Genomic DNA, 20844 nt, shown 5'->3' on the forward strand with positions numbered 1-20844 from the left:
GGGAAGGTGGCCCTCTGTGCGCGGAGTCGATTCCGCGGTGGAGCCCCCTGTCAGGATTGAACTGACGACCGCTCGCTTACAAGGCGAGTGCTCTACCACTGAGCTAAGGAGGCGGACACGCGCGCCCATCATATCCATTGCAGGAACGTCGGCTACTTCCGCCCACATTGGATAGCGTTGGAGCCATGAGTACCTCGGAGATCGCCACCGTCCTCGCTTGGCACGACGCCCTCAACTCCGGCGACATCGACACTCTGCTGTCGCTGTCGAGCGACGACATCGAGATGGGTGGACCGAAAGGTGCCACTCAGGGCCTCGCGGCGCTGCGGGAATGGGCGTCGACCGCGGGCATCACGCTGAATCCGAAGCGAATGTATTACTACGACGGAGTGCTGGTGGTCGAACAGCAGGCCACGTGGGCCACGGACCCGGCAGAGACGCGTATCCTGGCCTCTGCATTCCGTGTCGTCCACGATCAGGTCATCTCCACGTTCCGCCACGAGACACTCGAGTCTGCACTCTCCGCTACCGATTTGACCGAGAAAGACCTTGTCTCCGACACGTAGTATGTCCAAGCTCACAGAATCCCTCCAACGTCTCACAGGCGACCGTCGCGCAACGGTCGATGCGGTCACCGCTGCACCCACACCGCTGCAGCCGATCGACCTCACCGACGATGCGGTCGTCGCCGAAGTACTCGACCTCGCCGTGCGGGTCGGTGAAGTGCTCCTCGCGTCCGGCACCGGTGCGATGGACACCGCTGAGCAGGTGCAGTTCATCGCCGCCACGTACGGCCTCGCGCAGTGCGATGTGGATGTCACGTACAACTCCATCGTGCTGTCGGCGTACCGCGGGCCCACGCTCCCGCCGGCGAGCACCATGCGGATCGTGCACTACCGCTCGATGGACTTCACCCGGCTCGCGGCGGTCGACCGGCTCACTCGGCGCATCCGCCGGGAAGCGGTCACGCCCAGCGAGGCGCACGAGGCCCTGACCGCGGTCACCACGGCGCCGCACCCGTACAACCGCTGGATCGCGACGCTCGCCTGGGCGTCGATGGCGGCGTCGGTGTCGGTGTTGATGGGTGGTGGGGTGCTGGTCGCGTCCGTCGCCTTCCTGACGACGATGGTGATCTACCGGGTCAACCGCGTCCTCAACCGCATCGGTCTGCCGTTCTTCTTCCAGCAGGTGGCGGGCGGTCTGGTGGCGGCGACGCCGGCGGCGACGCTCTACACGTTCCAGGATCAGCTGGGTGTCGAGATCAGACCGTCGCAGATCATTTCGGCCGGTGTGGTGGTGCTGTTGTCCGGGCTGTCGCTGGTCGGTTCCGTGCAGGACGCCATCACGGGAGCACCGATCACGGCGGCGGCGCGATTCTTCGAAGTGGTCATGATGACCGGCGGCATCATCGCCGGTGTGGCCATCTCGTTGCGTCTGACCGGCGTGCTGGGCTCGACCCTGCCCCCGGTCAACGTCGAGATCACGGAACTCGTGCAACTCCCCGTGCTGGTGATGTCGGGCGCTTTCGCGTCGATGTTCTACGCGCTGGCCTGTTATGCCGAGCAGCGGGCCCTCACGGCCGCGTGGTTCGGCGGCGCGGCAGGCGCGCTCGTGTACATGGTGGCGCACCAGTTCGGCATCGGCCCGATCATCGGTTCGGCACTCGCCGCCACTGTGGTCGGCTTCGCCGGTGGTCTGATGGCCCGCCGCGCGCTCACGCCGCCGTTGGTCGTCGTGGTGGCAGGTATCACGCCGCTGCTGCCGGGTCTGTCCCTCTACCGGGGTCTGTACGCCCTGCTGAACAACGAGGTGGTGATCGGACTGGGCTCGCTGCTGGCGGCGTTCGGTATCGGTTGCGCGCTCGCGGCGGGTGTCACACTCGGCGAGTGGATCGCCCGGACCCTGCGGAGGCCGCGCATCCTGCGCCGCACAGACGACATCCGCCGCCCCGTTTTCAAAACGAGGCGGCGGAAGCCGGTCGAAACACACACACAGAAGGCGGCCTGAGGCAGTTTCAGGTGACGGCCTCTCGGCCGTCGGCCGGGCGCGACCGCCGGAATCTCACCGGACGGTCGTCCCGGCCCACATCGTCGCCGAAACGCGGGCGACGGGGAGGTCAGCTCTTGTCGACGCTGTGCCGTCCGCCCGACTTCTCGTCGGCCTCCATGGCCTCACGCAGGCTCTTCGGCCGCATGTCGGTCCAGTTCTTCTCCACGTACTCGAGGCAGGCTGCCCGGCTTTCCTCGCCGAAAACCACGCGCCAGCCTGCCGGCACCTCAGAGAACGTGGGCCACAGTGAGTGCTGGTCCTCATCGTTCACCAGCACGTAGAAGCGGCCTTCTTCGTCATCGAATGGATTGGTGCTCATCTCGCCTCGCTTGTCGCATACGTGTCCTGTGCGTTCACACTAGCAAGCGTGCCGTTGCGGCCACGCCTTGTTACGACAGATGTAACGATCTCTCCCGCCCGCACGGCAACGTTCGACAGGAGCGACGACGTGATTCCGTGCGTTTTCTCCGTGCCGCCCTGCAGATAGATTCCCGCTGTGACGTCCGGCGAAACCGCCAATCGATAATCTCGGCCGACTTCCCGCGGCGGGTGGGTTTTCGGCGCCAGATCGCCGAGCAGCGGCTCGAGGGGAGCCGGGGTGAAACCGGTGGCCAGAATCAGTGCGTCGCAAGCAAGAGTGTCGGTGAGGCCGTCCACACCGCTGCGCACCGCCACCTCGATTCCGTCCGAAGTCTCGTCGACGGCAATGATCTCCGACGCGCGGCGCATGAACAGCCGGCGGCGCCCGCGCACGCGTTCCTGGTACTCGGTCGCGTACAGCTCGTTGATGAGCCCGATGTCGACCACCGAATAGTTAGTACTCCTATGGACATCCAGCAATCGCAGACGCTCCTCCTCCGGGGCGCCGTGCAGGTCGTCCACGGCCTCCGGATCGAAGATGCGGTTGGCGTACGGACTGTCGTCGGCCGGGCTGTAGCCGTAACGCGAGAAGACGCTGTGGACTTCGGCTTCGGGGTAGTTTCCGTGCAGGTACTGCACGATCTCGGCGGCGCTCTGGCCCGCCCCGAGGACAACGAACCGCTGGTGGACCGGGGCAGGCATCTCGCCGAGCCGGAACAGGAATTGATGGTTGTGGAAGCACCGCGTAGAGGGGTTGGCCCACTCGGGGATTCGTTCCCGCAGGCCGGCGCCCATCACGACGTTGCGTGCGATCACCGCGCTGCCGTCGGCGGCCCGGACCTCGAAGCGGTCGATCAACCCGTCGTCGCCGCGGATTCCGCGTACCGTCTCCACCGCGGTGCCGTACCGCACGTCGGCGTCCACTCGGCGTGCCGCCCACTGCAGGTAGTCGTGGAACTCGTGCCGAGTCGGGAAGAAGGTCTGGTGATTGACGAAGTCGACGAGGCGACCCTGATCGAAGAGGTAATTGAAGAAGGTGAATGCGCTGCGCGGATTCCGGAACGTCACCAGGTCCTTGGGAAACGCGATCTGCATGGTCGCGCCGTCGAGCAGCATCCCGGGATGCCACCCGAATCGATCCTGCTTCTCGAAGAACTGCGCGCTGATCCGCTCGCGCGGGGGGCACTTCGCATTGTGTTCCTCGATGGCAATGGCCAGTGCGAGGTTGGCGGGACCGAATCCGACACCCACGACATCTCGCACCGGGAGATCTGTACCGGCCGTTTCCGGCGATTCACTCATAGCTCGTTGTCCGTCCTCGACGCCGCGCCGCACCCGACCCAGCCGCCGTCTGTCTTCCGGCAAGATAGTGAAGCCTATCCTTATTTCGAGCACAGTACCAAGTACGTCCGGCTCCCGCGGCGGCGAAGTCCGCCCCGAATGTGCGATCTGGATCACTCCTGATCATCGGGCTCCTTCCGCCCATGCGGTGACCAGCGCCGACAACTCCGACGCCCAGCCACGGACCTCCTCGGCATCCAGCACATCCGAGGAGAACGAGAAATATGCGTGGACGGGTCCGCCGCCGATCGGCTCGTAGAAGCTCAGCGTCAGATCCGAATCCGGCACACCCACCGGTACCGGCATGAAGTCGCCCAGCGCGTCGAGGTGACCCAGTCTGGCCTGCTCGTGATGAACGATCATGACCTGCGGACGAAGCACCGGCGTGTCGCCGAGCGCCTCCGCGACGTCGGCGAACGCCACGTCCTGGTTGTCCAGCGCGTCGAGATTCGCAGCGCGGATACGCTGCAGCAACTCCACGGGATCGGGATCGCCACTCGTATCCGTTCGCAGCAGAACGATATTGAAGAAGCAGCCGACCAGCGCGTCCAGCGTCTCCTCCGTGCGTCCCGCGACGAGCGACCCCAGCGGGATGTCCGTGCCTGCGCCGTGCCGAGTCAGCACGGTGGCGAGCGCCGCCTGCAACACCATGAACAGACTGGTGCCCGTGTCGCTCGCGAACTTCGCGACCGCACTGTGCAGTTCCGCGTCGATCTCGACCGGCACGATCTCCGCCGTCCGCGGTCCGCGAACGGCAGGGGCGGGAAGGTCGAGCCGGGACGGCATCCCGTCCAGCGTCTCGCGCCAGTACGCGAGCTGCCGGGACCGGCGGCTGTCCGGGTCCGCGGCATCGCCGGCGAGTGCCCGCGACCACACCACGTAGTCGGCGTATCCGACGGGCAGCGGTTCCCATTCGGGTTCCGCGCCATGTGAGCGGGCGGCGTATGCGCCCATCAGATCCCCGAGCAGCGGCACCACGGACCACTCGTCGACGGCGATGTAGTGCATCGCGAGGAGCAGAGCCTGGGTGCCGTCGGCGCCGGTCACCAGATGCACCCGCAGCGGCGCGTGCTCGGTGAGGTCGAGGGGTGCCTGCGCCAATTCGAAGACCGTGCGGTGCACGTCCCCGTCCCCGACGTCGACGAGTTCGAGGGCCGGCCGCACCGCCTCCTGGGCGAACACGGTGTCCCCGACCTCCACGTACACGGTCCGCAGCGGTTCGTGCCGCGACGTGACGTCGTCGAGGGCCTGCGCCAGGATCTCGGGGTCGACGGTGTCGCGAAGCTGCAGCGACAGTGCGTGACTGGCTCGCGCGTCGGCGCCGGCCGCCCGGTACTGCTTCCAGAACCGGCGTTGTGGCCCGGACAGCGGCAGCGTCTCGGGCCTCGTGCCGGACGCGGTCAGCACCGGTCTGCCGGTGGCCGCGGCCGCCGCGACGATCGCGGAGAGTTCGGCCACCGTGGAACTGTCGAACACGTCCCGGATGCCGATGTCGACGGCGAACCGCCCACGTATCCGGCCCACCAGCCGCATCGACGCCATCGAGTTGCCACCGAGGTCGAAGAAGTTGTCGTGGATGCCCACCGACGGCAGGTGCAGGATCTCGGCGAACGCTGCGGCGATCTCCTTCTGCTCCGGCGTCTGCGGAGTGCCGTCCCCGGTCAGGGCCGACCAGTCCGGCAGCGGCAGCGCCTTGCGGTCGAGTTTGCCGTTGGGGGTCAACGGAAGTTCACCGTCCAGCACGACCACGAGCGTCGGCACCATGTAGTCGGGCAACCGCGCGGCGGCGTGTTCGCGCACCGCCCGTGGGTCGATCTGCCCCGCGCCGTGTCCGTCGGCCGGGGTGACGTAGCCGACGAGGCGGACTATGTCACCGGACCGGTCGGCGACGACCGCCGACTGCTTCACCGCCGGATGGCTTCCGAGGGCCGCGATGATCTCGCCGAGTTCGATGCGGAACCCACGAATCTTCACCTGGTCGTCGACGCGTCCGAGGAAGTCGATGTTGCCGTCGGCCCGCCAGCGCGCCCGGTCACCGGTCCGGTACATGCGGGCGCCCGCGTCGCCGAAGGGGCTGGGCACGAACCGGACCGACGTGAGGTCGGGTCTGCCGAGATATCCGCGGGCCAGTCCGCGGCCGGCGATGTACAACTCGCCCGCCACCCCCGGCGGCACCGGCTGCAGGCGGTCGTCGAGGACGTACGCCTGTTCGTTGGGGTCCGGGATGCCGATCGGCACAGCGGAGTTCCATCCGGGCTGCGCCTGCCACAGCGTGTTGTTGACGGTGGCCTCGGTGAGACCGTACGCGGCCAGCAGGTTGAGCCGCTCCGCCCACCGTCCGATCAGTTCCGGCGGCACCGTCTCCGTGCCCACCAGCACCGTGCATCCCTCGGGGACGTCGCATCCGGACGGCAGCGCCGCCAGCAGGGACGGCGGAATGATCGCGTGCGTCACGGAATGCGCGGCCATGAACTCGGTCAGTTCCGGTCCGGCGACGCGGGACTCGTCGGGCACGATGACCAGGCGGGAACCCGTGCAGAGCGCCATCGACAACTCGAAGACGGCGACGTCGAATCCGATCGACGCGAACTGCATCACCACCGAGCCCGGGACGAGCTTCATCCGCTGTTCGGCGGTGGCGACGAGGCTGGGGATCCCGTCGTGAGTGAGGATCGCGCCCTTCGGCTTTCCGGTGGAGCCCGACGTGTAGATGACGTACGCGGCGTGGTCCAGGCCCCGCGGGGGCGGCGGCACCGACTCGTCGACCCCGGCCCCGAGTTCCTCCACGACGGACTCGTCGTCGAGGAGAACGCGTACGAGGCCGTCGACGTCCGCGATGCGCGGGCTCTCCCCCACCGTGGTGACCAGCACCCGCGCCGCGGAGTCGGCGAGCATGTAGGAGATGCGGTCGGACGGGTGGTTCAGGTCGAGCGGCAGGTACGCCGCCCCGAGTTTCAGCACCCCGAGCACGACCGCCACCATCTGCGAAGACCGCGGGACCGCCAGACCCACGACGCCTTCGGCCGAGACACCGCGGCGATGCAGCAGCGCGGCGATCCGGTCGGCGCGGGCACTCAGTTCCGCGTACGTCACCTCGCCCGCGGCGTCGACGACGGCCACGGCATCGGGAGACGCGACGACGTGGCGTGCGAACGCCTCGTAGAACGTCTCCTCCGCCACCGGATGTGCGGTGTCGTTGAACCCGCGCACCACCAGTTCGCGTTCGTCGCCGAGGAACACGTCGAGGTCGCCGACGGCGAGCCCCGGGTCGGACGCGACGGCGCCGAGCACCTCGACCTGCCTGCGCGCTATCTTCTCCGCGGTGGCCTGCTCGAACAGGTCCGAACCGTATTCGAGGCGCAGTTCCACCCGTTCGTCGTCGAGGTACTCGGTGAAGTTGAACACCAGGTCGAACTTGGCCGTGCGTTCCTCGAACGCCACCGGGGTGAGGGCCGATCCGGCTGCCTGCGCCGAATCGGGCGTCCGGCTGTGGTAGCCGACCATCACCTGGAACAGCGGGTTCCGGGCGAGCGTCCGCGCGGGGTTCACCTTCTCCACAACGGTTTCGAACGGGACGTCCGAGTGTGAGAAGGCCGCCAGGTCGGTGTCGCGGACCCGTGCCAGCAACTGGTCGAACGTGGGGTTGCCCGACACGTCCGTCCGCAGCACCACGGTGTTGACGAAGAACCCGATCAGGTCGTCGAGGCCCTGTTCGCTGCGCCCGGCGACCGGCGCCCCGATCGGCAGATCGTCGCCCGCGCCGAGACGGTGCAGCAACGCCGCCGACGCCGCGTGCAGCACCATGAACATACTGGTCCCCGACGTCCGGGCGAGCGAACGCAGTGCCCGCGTCGTCGCGGCGTCGAGCGTCGTCTCGATGGCGCCGCCCGCGAAGCTGGGCCGCGCCGGACGGGTGCGGTCGGCGGGGAGCACCAACTCCTCCGGCGCCCCGTCGAGAGTCTTCGCCCAGTAGTCGAGTTGACGGCTGACGAGACTGGACGGGTCCTGCGGATCACCCAGGACGTCGCGCTGCCAGAGCGTGTAGTCGGCGTACTGCACGGCCAGCGGCTCCCAGCCCGGTGCCGAACCCTGCGCGCGAGCGGCGTACGCCGTCATCAGGTCCCGCAGGAACGGCCGGTCCGACCACTCGTCGGTGGCGATGTGGTGCAGCACGATCGCCAGCACCTGCTCGTCGCCGACGCGGATGAGGCTCGCGCGCAAAGGGATCTCGGTGGCCAGGTCGAACGGCCTGCCGACTGTCTCGGTGACGAGCCGGACCAGATCGGCGTCGGTGCCGTCCACCACCGCGACGTCGGGGCGGACGTCGTCCAGGATCACCTGCACGGGTTCCCCGTCGTGCTCCCCGAACACGGTGCGCAGCGATTCGTGCCGCGACACCACGTCGGTCAGCGCCTGCCCGAACACCTCCGGGTCAAGTGCGTCCCGCAGTCGCAGGACGATCGGGAAGTTGTAGGCGACGGCGGCGCCCGCGCCTGCCTCCACCTGCTGGAGGAGCCACAGGCGTTGCTGCGCAGCGGAGAGCGGCAGATGCTCCGGCCGTGGCCTGGCCGCCAGCACCGGACGCGTCGACGAGGTGTCGTCGCCGATCCGGGTGGCGAGTTCGGCCACCGTCGGCGCCTCGAACAGGTCGCGCATGGTGAGATCGGTGTCGAGCGCGGCCCGGGCCCGGCTGATCAGCCTGGTGGCCAGCAACGAGTGACCGCCGAGGTCGAAGAAGTCGTCGTCGACCCCGGGAGCGGGCACGCCGAGGATCTCGCCGAACAGTTCGGACAGCACCCGTTCGGTGTCGGTGCGGGGTTCGGTGCGGGCACCGCCGCTGCGGCCGAGCACGTCGTCCGCGGACGGCAGCGCCTTGACGTCGAGTTTGCCGTTGACCGTCATCGGCAGGCGGTCGACCTCGATGACCGCGGCGGGAATCATGTAGTCCGGCAGCGTTGCGCGCAGCGCCCGTGAGTACTTGTTAACGTCGGGCGGTTGACAAGTACTCACGACGGCGTAGCCGACCAGCCGCTTGAACCCGCCCGGCCCCGAGTCGACGACGACCGCCGCCTGGCGCACGCCGTCCAGCGCTTCGAGCGCGGAGGCGATTTCGCCGAGTTCGACGCGGTGGCCGCGGATCTTCACCTGGTCGTCCGTGCGGCCGAGGAAGTCGAGGTTCCCGTCTTCACGCCGGCGGACGAGGTCGCCCGTCCGATACATACGTGCGGATCCGCGGAACGGGTCGGCGACGAAACGCTCCGCCGTCAACGCGAACCGGTCGAGGTAGCCGCGGGCCAACCCGACCCCGGAGATATACAGCTCACCGGGAACGCCGTCGGGAACGGAACGCAGCCAGGCGTCCAGCACGTACGCGGACGTGTTCCAGATCGGGGTGCCGACGGTAGGCGTCGCGCTGTCGGCGGTGCCGGCACCGAGGGTGTTGATGGTGTACTCGGTGGGACCGTACAGGTTGTATCCGCACGTTCCGTCCGTGTCGCGCAACCGGTTCCACACCGAGTCCGAGACCGCCTCGCCGCCGAGGAGCACCAGCGGCGGCCGGTGCCTGCCCGGGCCGTCGTCGAGCAGACCCTCCTCGATCAGGTGCTGCGCGTACGTCGGTGTCACGTTGACGACGTCGATCTCGTGGGTGTCGCAGTACGCCACGAGCGCCTCGGCGTCACGCCGCAGGTTCTCGTCGCAGATGTGGACCTCGTGGCCCTCCACCAGCCACAGCAGTTCCTCCCACGACATGTCGAACGCGAACGACACGGTGTGCGCGATGCGCAGTCGCCGGCCGCCCGCCGCGGCGACGACGGGTTCGAAGATCGCCTCCCGGTGGTTGAACTGCATGTTGGTCAGTCCGCGGTACGGGGTGACGACGCCCTTCGGCTTGCCGGTGGACCCGGACGTGTAGATCACATACGCCGGATGGTCCAGGCGCCCGGGGGTTCCGGGCGCGAACCCGCCGAGTTCGGCAGCCGACAACGGTCCGGACGCGACCGCGCCGAAGTCGAGGGTGTCGACGGCCAGCGTGGCGACGGTGGCCGCGGCGAACGTCCCCGCGACGTCCGACGTGGTGACGAGGACCGTCGGCCGGGCGTCGTCGAGCATCGCGACGAGACGCTCGGCCGGATGGTCGAGTTCGAGCGGCAGGTACGCGGATCCCGTGCGCAGGACCGCGAACAGCGCCACCACCATCTCCACCGTCCGCGGCAGTGCGAGCGCGACGATCCGTTCCGGTCCCGCGCCGTGGCCCAGCAGCAGCCGGGCCATCCGGTTCACGTCGGCGTCGAGTTCGGCGTAGCTCACGGCGCGCTCCCCGAACACGAGAGCCGTCTCGTCGGGGCGGACGAGCGCCGCGTCGGCGAACAGGTCGGCGATGGTCGCATCGGGCAGGGCTCTCGGCTGGACCGGTACCGGTGTTCCGGCGCCGGCGATTCCACCGACCATGCCCGACAGGTCGATGGACCACTCCTCGAGCACGGCCACGTACCGCGACAGCATGCGTTCGACCCGCGACGCCGGGATCTTCTCGGGGTGGAACTCGAACTTCACCTTCACGCTCGCGCCGGGTGTCACGACGACCGTGACCGGGTAGTGCGTGTGGTCGATGCTGTCGCCGCCGCTGATGTCGTGCGCCGCGTTGAGCGCCGACACCTGCTTCTCGTCCACGAAGTTCTGCAGCACGTAGAGCACGTCGAACAGTTGCCGGTGCTCGGAGACCCGCTGGATGGAGGCGAGCCCCAGGTAGTCGTACGGGGTCAGCGCCAACCGCTCGGACTGGGTGCGCCGCAGCAGGTCGGCGACGGTCTCGTCGGCGCGCAGCGTCGTCCGGACGGGGACGGTGTTGAGAAACATGCCCGTCACCGTGTCGATGCCGGGGACCTCCGGTGGCCGTCCGGCGACGGTGGTGCCGAACACGAGGTCGCGACGGCCGGTCTCGATTCCGAGGACGACGGCCAGCGCGGCGTTCAGTACCGCGTTGAACGTGACACCGGCGCCGCGGGCACCGGCCCGGAGCCGTTCGCTCAGTTCCTCGGGCAGCACCGCGTCCCGGCGCTGCGGTGGCTCCGGATCCCCGGTGATCGTCGCGGCGAGCAGCGTCGGCTCGTCGAGCCCGCCGAGCGCGTCGGTCCACGCCGACTGTGCGGCGTCCGCGTCCCGGGTGGCCAGCCACTGCAGGTAGTCCTCGAAGGACCCTTCCGGGGCGGGGAACCCGGAGTCGTCGCCGCCCGATTCGTAGAGGGCGAGCAGCTGGCTGACGACGAGACCGTTGGACCATCCGTCCCACAGCAGGAACTGTCGGTTGATCACCAGGCGGTCGTGGGAATCGCCGAGGCGCAACACCATTGCCCGCCACAGCGGCGGGGAGGTCAGGTCGAACGGCGTCAGCCGATCCTGCGCCGTCAATTGCTCGGCGTAGGACTCGCGTTCGGTCTCGTCGAGTTCGCGCAGGTCGAACTCGGCGACGGGCACGTCCAGTCCGGTGCCGAAGAACTGCACCGGCGCGGGCAGGCCCGCACTGACGAATCCCGCTCGCAGCGTGGGGTTGCGGCGCTGCAGGGTCCGCAGCGCGGCGGCGAGCCGGTCGGTGTCGAGGCGGTGCTCGAAGTCGAGTGAGAATTGTGCCGTGTAGATGTCGTTGCCGGAGTCGAACCCGGCCTGGAAGTACAGGCCCTCCTGCAGCGGCGACAGCGGCAGCACCGTGTCGACTCCGCTCGGGCTCGCCTGGACGATCCGGTCGATCTCGTCCTGCGTCAGCGTCACGAGCGGGAGGTCGGACGGCGTGAGTATCGCCGGTCCGTGGTGTTCGGCGGCGGCGTCGGCGAGTTCCCGAAGTGCGGCCACCCAGCCGTCGCTCAACGCGACGGTGTCGGCCTCGCTCAGGTCGGCCTCCGACCAGGCGAACACGGCCTGCAGTTCGGTGCCCTCCGCGGACTCCTCGCACAGCGCGTTGATGACCAGCCGGTACGGGCCGCCGAGGTCGGCATCGGGATCGGTTGCCAGGGATTCGGATTCGACCGCCGACGTCCAGGGCCCAGGTCCGGCGTGCGGCATGCGGCCCAGGTAGTTGAACAGCACCTGCGATTCGGACCGGGCCGCCAGGAGACCGGCGGTGCGCGCGTTGACGTACCGCAGCATGCCGTAGCCGATGCCGCCGTCGGGCGCGCCGCGCAGTTGTTCCTTGACGTCCTTGAGCGTGTCGAGTGCGCCTGCCCGACTGCGCAACCGGACGGGGGTGACGTTGGTGAGCCAGCCGACCGTGCGGGAGAGATCCACGCCCTCGGCGAGTTCTTCGCGCCCGTGCCGCTCGAGGTCGACCAGCAGGTCGTTGTCGCGTCCGCGCTCGGCGAGCCAGCGGTCGGCCGACAGTCGCAGCGCCGCGAGCAGCACGTCGGTGACGTCCGCGCCGACGACGGCGGGCACGGTGGTCAGCAGGGCCGTCGTGAGTTGCCGGTCCAGGCGGACCGTCCGCCGGGCGCCACTGCTCACCACGGCGTGCCCCTCGGTGCCGGGCACCAGGTCGGCACCGGGTTCGGTGACCCGCAGCCAGTGGTCGAGTTCTGCCAGGCGGGCCGGTTCCTGTGCCTGCTCGGTGACGATGCGGGCGAATCCGCGCAGCGACGTGGGCACCGGGTCGAGGGCCGCGTTCTCGCCGCTGTCGGCGGCCACCCACGCCATGGCGAGGTCCTCGATCAGGGTCCGCCACGACACCCCGTCGATCACCAGGTGGTGCGCGACGAGCAGGAGCCTGCCCAGTTCCTGCGGGCCTGCGTCGAACCACACCGCGGACAGCACTGTGCCGTCGTCGGGGTTCAGACGGTCTGTGGCGGCGTCGGATTCGGCCGCCACCGTCTCGCGCAGCGCGTCGGCGTCGAGTCCGGTGACGTCGACGCGGCGCAGCGTCAGGTCGGCGGTGGCGGCGATCTCGAGCGACCACACGCCCGGTGCGTGCCGGGTGAGCGTCTGCCGCAGGCCGTCGTGGTGGGCGATCACCGAGCGCAGGGCCGCCGTGAGGACGGTGGCGTCGGTGCCGGCCGGGGTGTGCAGGAGGACGGCCTGGTTGAAGCGGTTCTTTCCGCCACTCCATTCGGACAGCCGGTGGACGACGGGAAGGGGCGGCAGGACGCCGATGCACGATTCCTCCACCCGCGTGGCCGGTGCGACGGCGGTGGCCGCGACCAGTCGCGCGAGCGCGGCCGGTGTCCGCTGCTCGAAGATCTGCCGCGGGGTGACCGTGATCCCCTCCCGGCGAGCGAGATTCACCAGGCGGATGGCGAGGATGCTGTCTCCACCCAGGGCGAAGAAGTCGTCGTCCACCCCGACCGCCCCGAGACCGAGAACCTCGGCGTAGTGGGCGGCGAGCACCCCCGCGGTCCCGCTCTCCACAACAGGCTCCGACGTCACTTGCGTCGCGAAGTCCGGCGCGGGAAGGGCTTTGCGGTTCAGCTTGCCGCTGGGGCCGAGCGGGAATTCCGTCACGTTCACGAACGCGACGGGCACCATGAACTCCGGCAGCGCCGAGGCGAGGCGCGCACGGACGTCGTTCAGATCGGCGTCCCCGACGACGTACCCGACCAGCTGTTGCCGGCCGGGCGCATCCGAGCGCACGACGGCGGCGGCCTGCCGCACGCCGGGGCAGGCCGCCATCTGGGCTTCTATCTCGCCCAGTTCGATCCGGAAGCCGCGCAGCTTCACCTGATCGTCGATCCGGCCGAGGTACTCGACGGCACCGTCCGCGTCGACCCGTGCGACGTCGCCGGTGCGGTACATGCGGGACCCGTTGCGGGAGAACGGGTCGGCGACGAACCGTTCCGCGCTCAACCCGGGCCTGCCCAGGTAGCCGCGGGCCAGTTGCGGACCGGACAGATAGAGCTCGCCGGCGGCACCCGCGGGCACGGGCTGCAGGTACCGGTCGAGCACGTAGAGTCCGGTGTTGGACGTCGGCAGGCCGATCGGCACGGATGGCGCGGCCGCGTCGATTCCCTGGACTGACGCGGCGTAGCTGACGTCGACCGACGCCTCGGTGGGGCCGTAGAGGTTGTCGAGTTCCACTCCCGGCAGGAGTTCGGCGACTCGCCGCGCGGACGCCACGGGCAGCGCCTCACCGCTGCAGGAGATGATCCGGAGGCCGGTGCACCGGGCGGCGGCCGGTTCGGCGAGGAACACCTCGAGCATCGACGGGACGAAGTGCACGCGCGTGATCGACTGCCGCACGATGACGTCGGCGAGGTACGCCGGGTCCTTGTGCCCGTCCGGCCGGGCCAGCACGAGCGTCGCGCCGGCGAGGAGTGGTCCGAAGAATTCCAGCACCGACACGTCGAAGCTGGACGGCGTCTTCTGGAACACGTTGTCCGAAGGGGTGATCGGGCGGAAACGCTGAACCCACAGCAGGCGGTTGACGATGCCGGTGTGCGGCACGACGACCCCCTTGGGCCGTCCCGTCGAGCCGGACGTGTAGATGACGTAGGCCGGGTGCTGCGGTGCGAGCGGGACACCGGTCAGCGGCTCGGGCGAGTACCGGTCGGCGTCGGACACCCGGACCTCCGGGACGCCGGAACCGGCGAACGTCACGGTGCCGTCGGTGAGGACGCACACCGGCTCCGCGTCGGCCAGCATGTACGCCAGCCGGTCCGCGGGGTACCCGGTGTCGAGCGGGACGTACGCGCCGCCCGCCTTCCCGACCGCGAGCAGCGCCACCATCAGGTCCAGTGAACGTGGCAGTGCCACCGCGACCTTCGATTCGGGTGCCACCCCACGCTCGGCGAGCAGCCGGGCGAGACGGTTGGCGCGCGCGTGCAGTTCCGCATACGTGAGGTGATCGTCCTCGATCGTGACGGCCACCGCGTCCGGAGTCCGCTCGGCCTGCTCCTCGAGCAGGGCCGTCACCGTCGTGTCGGGGAACTCCACCTCGACGTCGCGCAGTGCGGCCTCGATCGGCTCACGCGACGCCAGCGGGACGGCAGACACGGTCTGGTCGGCGTCGCGGGTCACCTCGGCGAGATAGGCGATCGTCGACTTCGCGAACCGGGTTGCGGTCGCCTCGTCGATGCGGGCGGCGTCGTACTTCAGCTCGAGGGTCAACGCGTCGCCGGGCATCACGATCAGCGTCATCGCGTACGGCGGGTGCTCGTCGAAACGGATGCCGGTCAACTGCACCGCGCCGGAGGGATCCGCGACCGCGCCGTCGCCGAGCGGATAGTTCTCGAACACGACCAGTGTCTCGAACAGGTTCTGCAGTCCCGCTTCCCGGCGCAGTTCGGCCAGTCCGAGGTACTGGTGGTCGAGCAGCGTCGACTGCTCGTGCTGCCACCGGGAGAGGGCCGCGGCCACCGTGTCGGTGGGCCGGTACCTCAGCCGGGTGGGAACGGTGTTGATGAACAGGCCCACCATGGTCTCGATACCGGGCAGGTCGCCGCCGCGGCCCGACACCGTCGAACCGAACAGCACGTCCTCGCGGCCGGTGAGCCGGCCGAGGACCAGGCCCCACGTGCCGTGCACCAGTGTGCTGAGCGTCAGCCCGCGGGCACGGCCCACCGCGGTGAGTGCGGCGGTGTCTTGCGACGGCAGAGCCACCCGGACACTGCGGATCCCCGACTCCCCCGTCCGCGTGGGTGCCGGAAGTTCCACCGGTTCGGGAGCGTCGGAAAGCGCCTCCCGCCACACCGCGAGCGATGCCTGACGGTCCCGCGCGCCCAGCCAGTCGAGGTAGTTCCGGTAGGGCGTCGGCGTCGGCAGCGCCTGCGGCGTCCCCTCGACGCTGTACAGGGCCATCAGTTCGCGCAACATCACCGGCACCGACCACCCGTCGGCGACGATGTGGTGAATCGACTGCAGCAGAAGGAACCTGTCACGTTCGGTCTGGGCGAGCGTGTAACGCAGCAGGGGTCCGCGGGCGAGGTCGAAGCCCCGCGCCCGATCCGCCGCCAGCACTTCGTCCACGCGCTGCGCCGGATCCGCGACGCCGGTGATATCGAGTACCTCCATCGGTACCCGGACGTCGTCGCCGACCACCTGGACCACCCGGCCGTCCGAGACCGCCCGCACCCCGACGCGCAGGGCGGCGTGCCGGTCGACGACGGCCTGCAGTCCGCGGTGCAGCGCCGCCGCGTCGACGGGTCCGGTCAATTCGATCACCTGCTGCACCACGTACGGGTCCGTGCCGGCGTCCTCGAACGCCGACTGGAAGTAGATGCCCTCCTGCAGCGGTGTCAGCGGCAGCACGTCGGCGGCGCCCGCCAGCGCGTCCACGTCCGGCTGGGTCAGCGACACGAGCGGGAAGTCCGACGGCGTGTGACCGCCGAGATCACCGACCCCGGCGAGCACCCGCAGCACCGCGGTCCACTCGTCGGCGAGGGCCCGGACGGCGTCGCGGGTGAGCACTCCGGGCGCCCACGTCAGCGTCGTCCGCAGCACCGGACCGTCGGCGCCGTCCTCGGCGATCACGTCGAACGCGAGGGCATGTCCGAGCGGCATCCGCGGGTCGTCGGCACCGCCCATAGCCCGCGGCAGCCAATCGACACCGTCGCCGGACGTCACCCGCCCGAGGTAGTTGAACAGCACCTGCGGTGCCGGCGTCTGCGCGAGTTCCGGTTTCGCGGCACCGAGGTAGCGCAGGGCGCCGTAGCCGAACCCGGCACCCGGGATGCGGCGCAACTGGTCCTTGACCGCCTTGAGCGCGTCGGCGATTCCCGCTTCGTCCGCGGCCGCACCGGGGTCGAGCACCACCGGGTAGACGGTGGTGAACCAGCCGACGGTCCGGGAGAGGTCGAGGGCGGGTCCGTCGCTGCGGCGGACGAGGTCTTCCTCGCGTCCGTGCCCTTCGACGTCCAGGAGCACGGGGCCGGGTTCGCCGCCGCGCCACCTCCGCAGTGCCACCGCGGCACCGGTGAGAAGAGCGTCGTTGACGTGGCCGTGGAACGCCGCGGGCACCGTGGACAGCAGCGGCCCGGTGAACTCCGCAGACAAGGTCACCGTGAGGGTGTCGGCGTCACCGGCGACGTCGACGGCCGGGTCGAGCGCCCGCGAGCCGACGAGCGGGTCGGGGGTAGTCGCCGCGTCCGCCCAGAATGCCAGTTCGTGGTCGAACGCGCCCGACTTCGCGTGCTCGTCCAGCAATTCGGACCAGCGGCGCAGCGACGTCCCGACCGGAGGCAGTTCGGGGACGCCCCCGGCCACCACGGCCGTGCCCGCGCGGGCGAGGTCCTCGAGGATGATGCGCCAGGACACCCCGTCGACCACCAGGTGGTGTCCGATCAGCAGCAACCGGCCGGACCCCTCGACCGCGGAGAAGAGGACGGCCTGCATCATCGTGCCAGTGTCCGGGTCGAGCCGTGCGACCGCCGCGCGGGTCTCGCTGTCGAGTTGCTCTGCGCTGCCGTCGAATTCGACGACCCGGAGGATACCGTCGACCGCAGCCGGGGACGGTTCCGGCACGGAGAGTGTCCAGTGGTCACCGCGAACCAGCGTCGCGCGCAGGGCGTCGTGCCGCTCGAGTGCGGCCGCCAGGGCCGCCCGCGCGGCGGGTTCGCCGAGGGCCGCCGGAGTCTGCACCAGCACCGACTGGTGGAACGCGGCGATCTCGCCGCCCCTCTCGGCGGTGCGCGCGAGGATGGGGGTGCTGCGAACGTCCCCGACCGCGACGTCGCCGGTATCCACGGCGGCCGCGGTCCGGCCGTCCTGCGCCCGGGCGAGCGCCTCCGCGGTGCGGAGCTGGAAGATATCCCGAGGGCTGATCGAGAGCCCTTCCCGCCGAGCGTGGTTGACCAGCTGGATCGCGACGATGCTGTCGCCGCCCAACGCGAAGAAGTCGTCGGTGACGCCGACCGACTCCACTCCGAGGACACCCGCCATCAGCGCAACCAGGGTTTCCTCGGCGGCGGTGCGGGGCGCGACGTTCTCACCGGCCGCGCCGAGGTCCGGCTCGGGCAGTGCGCGCCGGTCCAGTTTTCCGTTGGGGGTGAGCGGGAACCGGTCGAGGACGACGAACGCCGACGGCACCATGTACTCCGGCAGCTTCGACGACGCCCAGACCCGCAGCTCGGCGACGTCCGGCACCGAGTCCTGCTTCGCGACGACGTAGGCCGCGAGATACTTTGTACCCGTCGGTGTTTCCCGCACGACGACGGCGCTGTGCCGGACGGCGGGATGCGACACGATGCCCGCCTCGACGTCCTCGAGTTCGAGCCGCATGCCCCGGATCTTCACCTGGTTGTCGGCGCGGCCGAGGAAGTCGAGGGTGCCGTCCGGCGCCCAGCGGGCGAGGTCGCCGGTCCGATACAGCCGGGAACCGTCGTCCGCGAACGGGTTTGCGACGAAGCGGGACGCCGTCAACTCCGGTGCGTCCACATAACCGCGGCCGAGGAGGAATCCGCCTGCGTACAGTTCGCCGCCGGCGCCGAGCGGCACCGGGTTCAGGTGCTCGTCCAGCACGTACAGCTGGGTGTTCGGGTTCGGCCGCCCGATCGACGTCGCGATCCGCGCGGCGTCCTCCCGGTAGATCACGTGCGACACCCCGATCGTCGCCTCCGCCGGACCGTAACCGTGGTACATCGTGATAGCGAGTTGCGCGCGGAATCTCTCGAACAGCCGGGGCGTGAGAACCTCACCGCCGCACCACACGTGCTTCAGCGCCGATAATTGGTCCGTGCCCCGGGACAGGTCGAGCAGCACGTCCAGCATCGACGACACGAGGTAGACGAAGGTCACCGATTCGCGTGCGATCAGGTCGAGGAGATACTGCGGGTCCCGTTCCCCGCCGGGCTCGGCCACCACCAGCCTGCCACCCGCCACCAGGGGCAGCAGGATCTCGTTCACGGAGATGTCGAAAGACAGCGGCGCCTTGAACAGCGACGCGTCCGACGGTCCGAATTCCAGGATTTCGTCGCGCTGCCACAGCAGTCGCGCGCAGACGGCCTCGTGCCGGATCATGGCCCCCTTGGGCCTGCCCGTCGAACCCGACGTGAAGATGACGTACGCCAGCCGCGCACCCTGCACGGTCACGGTGGGCGGTTCGGTGGGCTGCCCGTCGTGCGCCCACGCCGCGAGGTCGACGGGCACGGCCCGCTCCCCTGCGTCCGTGACCCCGCCGGGGCCGGTGAGAACGAGTGCGGCCCCGGCGTCGGCCAGCACCGACGTCCGGCGGTCCTCCGGCCACGACGGGTCGAGGGGCACGAACGCCCCACCCGAGCACATGACGGCGAGCAGTCCGATCACCATTTCCGCGGACCGCGGAAGACCGATCGCCACAACGGTTTCCGGCCCGACGCCGCGATCCAGGAGGTGCCGGGACAGCTGCGCCACCCGGTCCCCCAGTTCCCGGTAGGTGAGCCGGGCGTCGCCGGCGATCAGGGCCTCGGCATCCGGCGTCCGCGCCACCTGGGCGTGGAACAGTTCGGGTACCGTCACCGATTCGTGCGGGGCCGCGGTGTCGTTGAACTCCATCAGCAACTGCCGACGTTCGGCCGCGGTCATCGGGTCGAGCGACGCGATGGGCTGCGCCGGGTCTGCGACGATCTGCCCGACGAAGTGCTCCAGTCTGCGGCGATGCTCCTCGAGTTCGGCGCCGAGACCGGCCGGGGCCCGCAGGTCGATCCGGATGGGTTCCGAATCCTGCCCACCGCGGATCGAGAAGTCGAGGTCGCGGACCGGTCCGGTCGCCGAACCGCGCACCCACGCCGGGAATCCGCCGAACGTCAGCGAATGCTCGAACATCATGGAATTGATTCCGGGACCGAAGATCTGACGGTCCGGGTCGATCGACCGCAGTTCGCGGGCGAGGTCCTCACCGCGGTAGCGCCCGTGCCGCAGCACCGAGATCAGCGTCGTGTCGATGCGGGTGGCGAGTTCACCCACCGTCATCTCGGGATCCACCTGCACCCGGAGCGGCAGGATCGTCGAGCACATTCCCGGGATGCGGCGCAGTTCACGCCCGACGCGCGCCGTCATCGGCAGCGACAACGTGAGGTCGCGGCGGCCGGTGATCCGGTGGATGTACGCGACGACCGCGGCGAGCGGCAGCCGGGTGCGCCGGATCCCGGCGTCGGAGGCGAAGGCGTAGAGCGCGTCGGCGTCGTCCCCGTCGATCTCGACGAGGGCGGAGATCGGTGTCCCGGAGTGGTCGACGACCTGCGGGAGCAGCCGGGGCGGTTCCGGCGCGTCGACGACCTGCCGGATCCAGAAGTCGCGGTCGGATGCGAAGCGCGCCGACGCGCGGTAGTCGCGATCGGACGCCACGAGGGTGTCGAGGGGCCACGGCGCCGTGGACGTCTCGAGTTCCGGGTGCTCGTATCGATCGACGACGTCCGCCACGAGCAGCGTGATGCCGTAGCCGTCGATGAGGCTGTGGTGGTAGCGCTGGTACCAGATCACCGACTCGTCCCCGGTGCGCAGCAGCGCGTGCCGGAACAGCGGTTCGTCGCCCTCGATGCCGACGACCGTCTCCATGTCGCGGTCCATCCACGCGCGCGCACTTGCTTCGGGATTTTCGTCGCGGCGCAGGTCCACGACGCTCAGCGTCCACTCGCCGGGTGCTGTCGGCACCTGAAGCAGTTCGTTGCCTTCGCCGCGTTCGAAGCGCACGTGCAGGGCGTCGGCGCGTTCGACGGTCTTCCGGATCGCCGCGACGGTCCGGTCCAGATCGATCGGGCCTGCGACCTCGACGACGAGCGAGAGGTTGTAGACCGGGCTGCCCGGGTTCAGCTGCTGCCCGACCCACACCTCGGATTGCGCGGCCGTCACCGGAAGCGCGACGGGCGTCGCACCGGTGCCGGTCGAGGAGGAAGCGCTCTCAGCCGAGAGGTACCGAGGGCGCGCAGCCGCCGAGTGGTCCGGAGACATGGGTGATCCGATCGTCCGTCGAGAGCGTCCGTCCAACGACGGGCACCCGAGGGAGTTTAGGTTAGGCTACCCACCAGCAACAAGCCGGTTGCCAGCAAGTTCACAGGCGAGGGTTATCACAGCGGCAATTCCGGTTCAATCTCCCAGGCCGCGTGTCCCCCGCATCGCCGACAGAATTTCCCGGGCCAAAGCGGTCACTACGTCGGGTTTTACCTCGTAAACATACTGTGCGTTCGCTCACTCGGGAGCCCCGGC

The 20844-nt window shown here is 69.6% G+C and carries 5 protein-coding genes and 1 tRNA gene; 2 read left to right on the forward strand and 4 right to left on the reverse strand.

The genetic code is table 11. The features are described 5' to 3' along the window. Positions 1–38: 38 nt before the first annotated feature. A tRNA-Thr gene (locus JWS13_RS18370) sits at positions 39–113 on the reverse strand. A 72-nt stretch (positions 114–185) separates the two neighbouring features. Between JWS13_RS18370 and JWS13_RS18375 the strand changes: the two genes are divergently transcribed. Both JWS13_RS18375 and JWS13_RS18380 read left to right on the forward strand, forming a co-directional pair. Beyond that, positions 186–566: a nuclear transport factor 2 family protein gene (locus JWS13_RS18375; RefSeq protein WP_124393289.1), complete on the forward strand. Its 381-nt coding sequence runs from the start codon at positions 186–188 to the stop codon at positions 564–566. Between the two features lies 1 nt (position 567). Continuing rightward, a complete protein-coding gene (locus tag JWS13_RS18380; protein WP_087561109.1) occupies positions 568–2007 on the forward strand; it encodes a threonine/serine exporter family protein in 1440 nt (479 codons plus the stop codon). A gap of 109 nt (positions 2008–2116) precedes the next feature. Here JWS13_RS18380 and JWS13_RS18385 read toward each other — a convergent pair whose 3' ends face one another. From JWS13_RS18385 to JWS13_RS18395, 3 genes are all read right to left on the reverse strand, one after another. Beyond that, on the reverse strand, positions 2117–2368 hold the full coding sequence (locus JWS13_RS18385; RefSeq protein ID WP_005244517.1) for an MbtH family protein: 252 nt from the start codon (positions 2366–2368) through the stop codon (positions 2117–2119). Continuing rightward, positions 2365–3711: a lysine N(6)-hydroxylase/L-ornithine N(5)-oxygenase family protein gene (locus JWS13_RS18390; RefSeq protein ID WP_206006896.1), complete on the reverse strand. Its 1347-nt coding sequence runs from the start codon at positions 3709–3711 to the stop codon at positions 2365–2367. The genes JWS13_RS18385 and JWS13_RS18390 overlap by 4 nt, the downstream gene beginning before the upstream one ends. Before the next feature lie 162 nt (positions 3712–3873). Then, complete coding sequence (locus JWS13_RS18395; protein ID WP_206006897.1) at positions 3874–20589, reverse strand: non-ribosomal peptide synthetase; 16716 nt, start codon at positions 20587–20589, stop codon at positions 3874–3876. Positions 20590–20844 lie beyond the last annotated feature (255 nt).

Origin of the sequence: Rhodococcus pseudokoreensis, from assembly GCF_017068395.1 — a bacterium.
Taxonomy (GTDB): domain Bacteria; phylum Actinomycetota; class Actinomycetes; order Mycobacteriales; family Mycobacteriaceae; genus Rhodococcus_F; species Rhodococcus_F pseudokoreensis.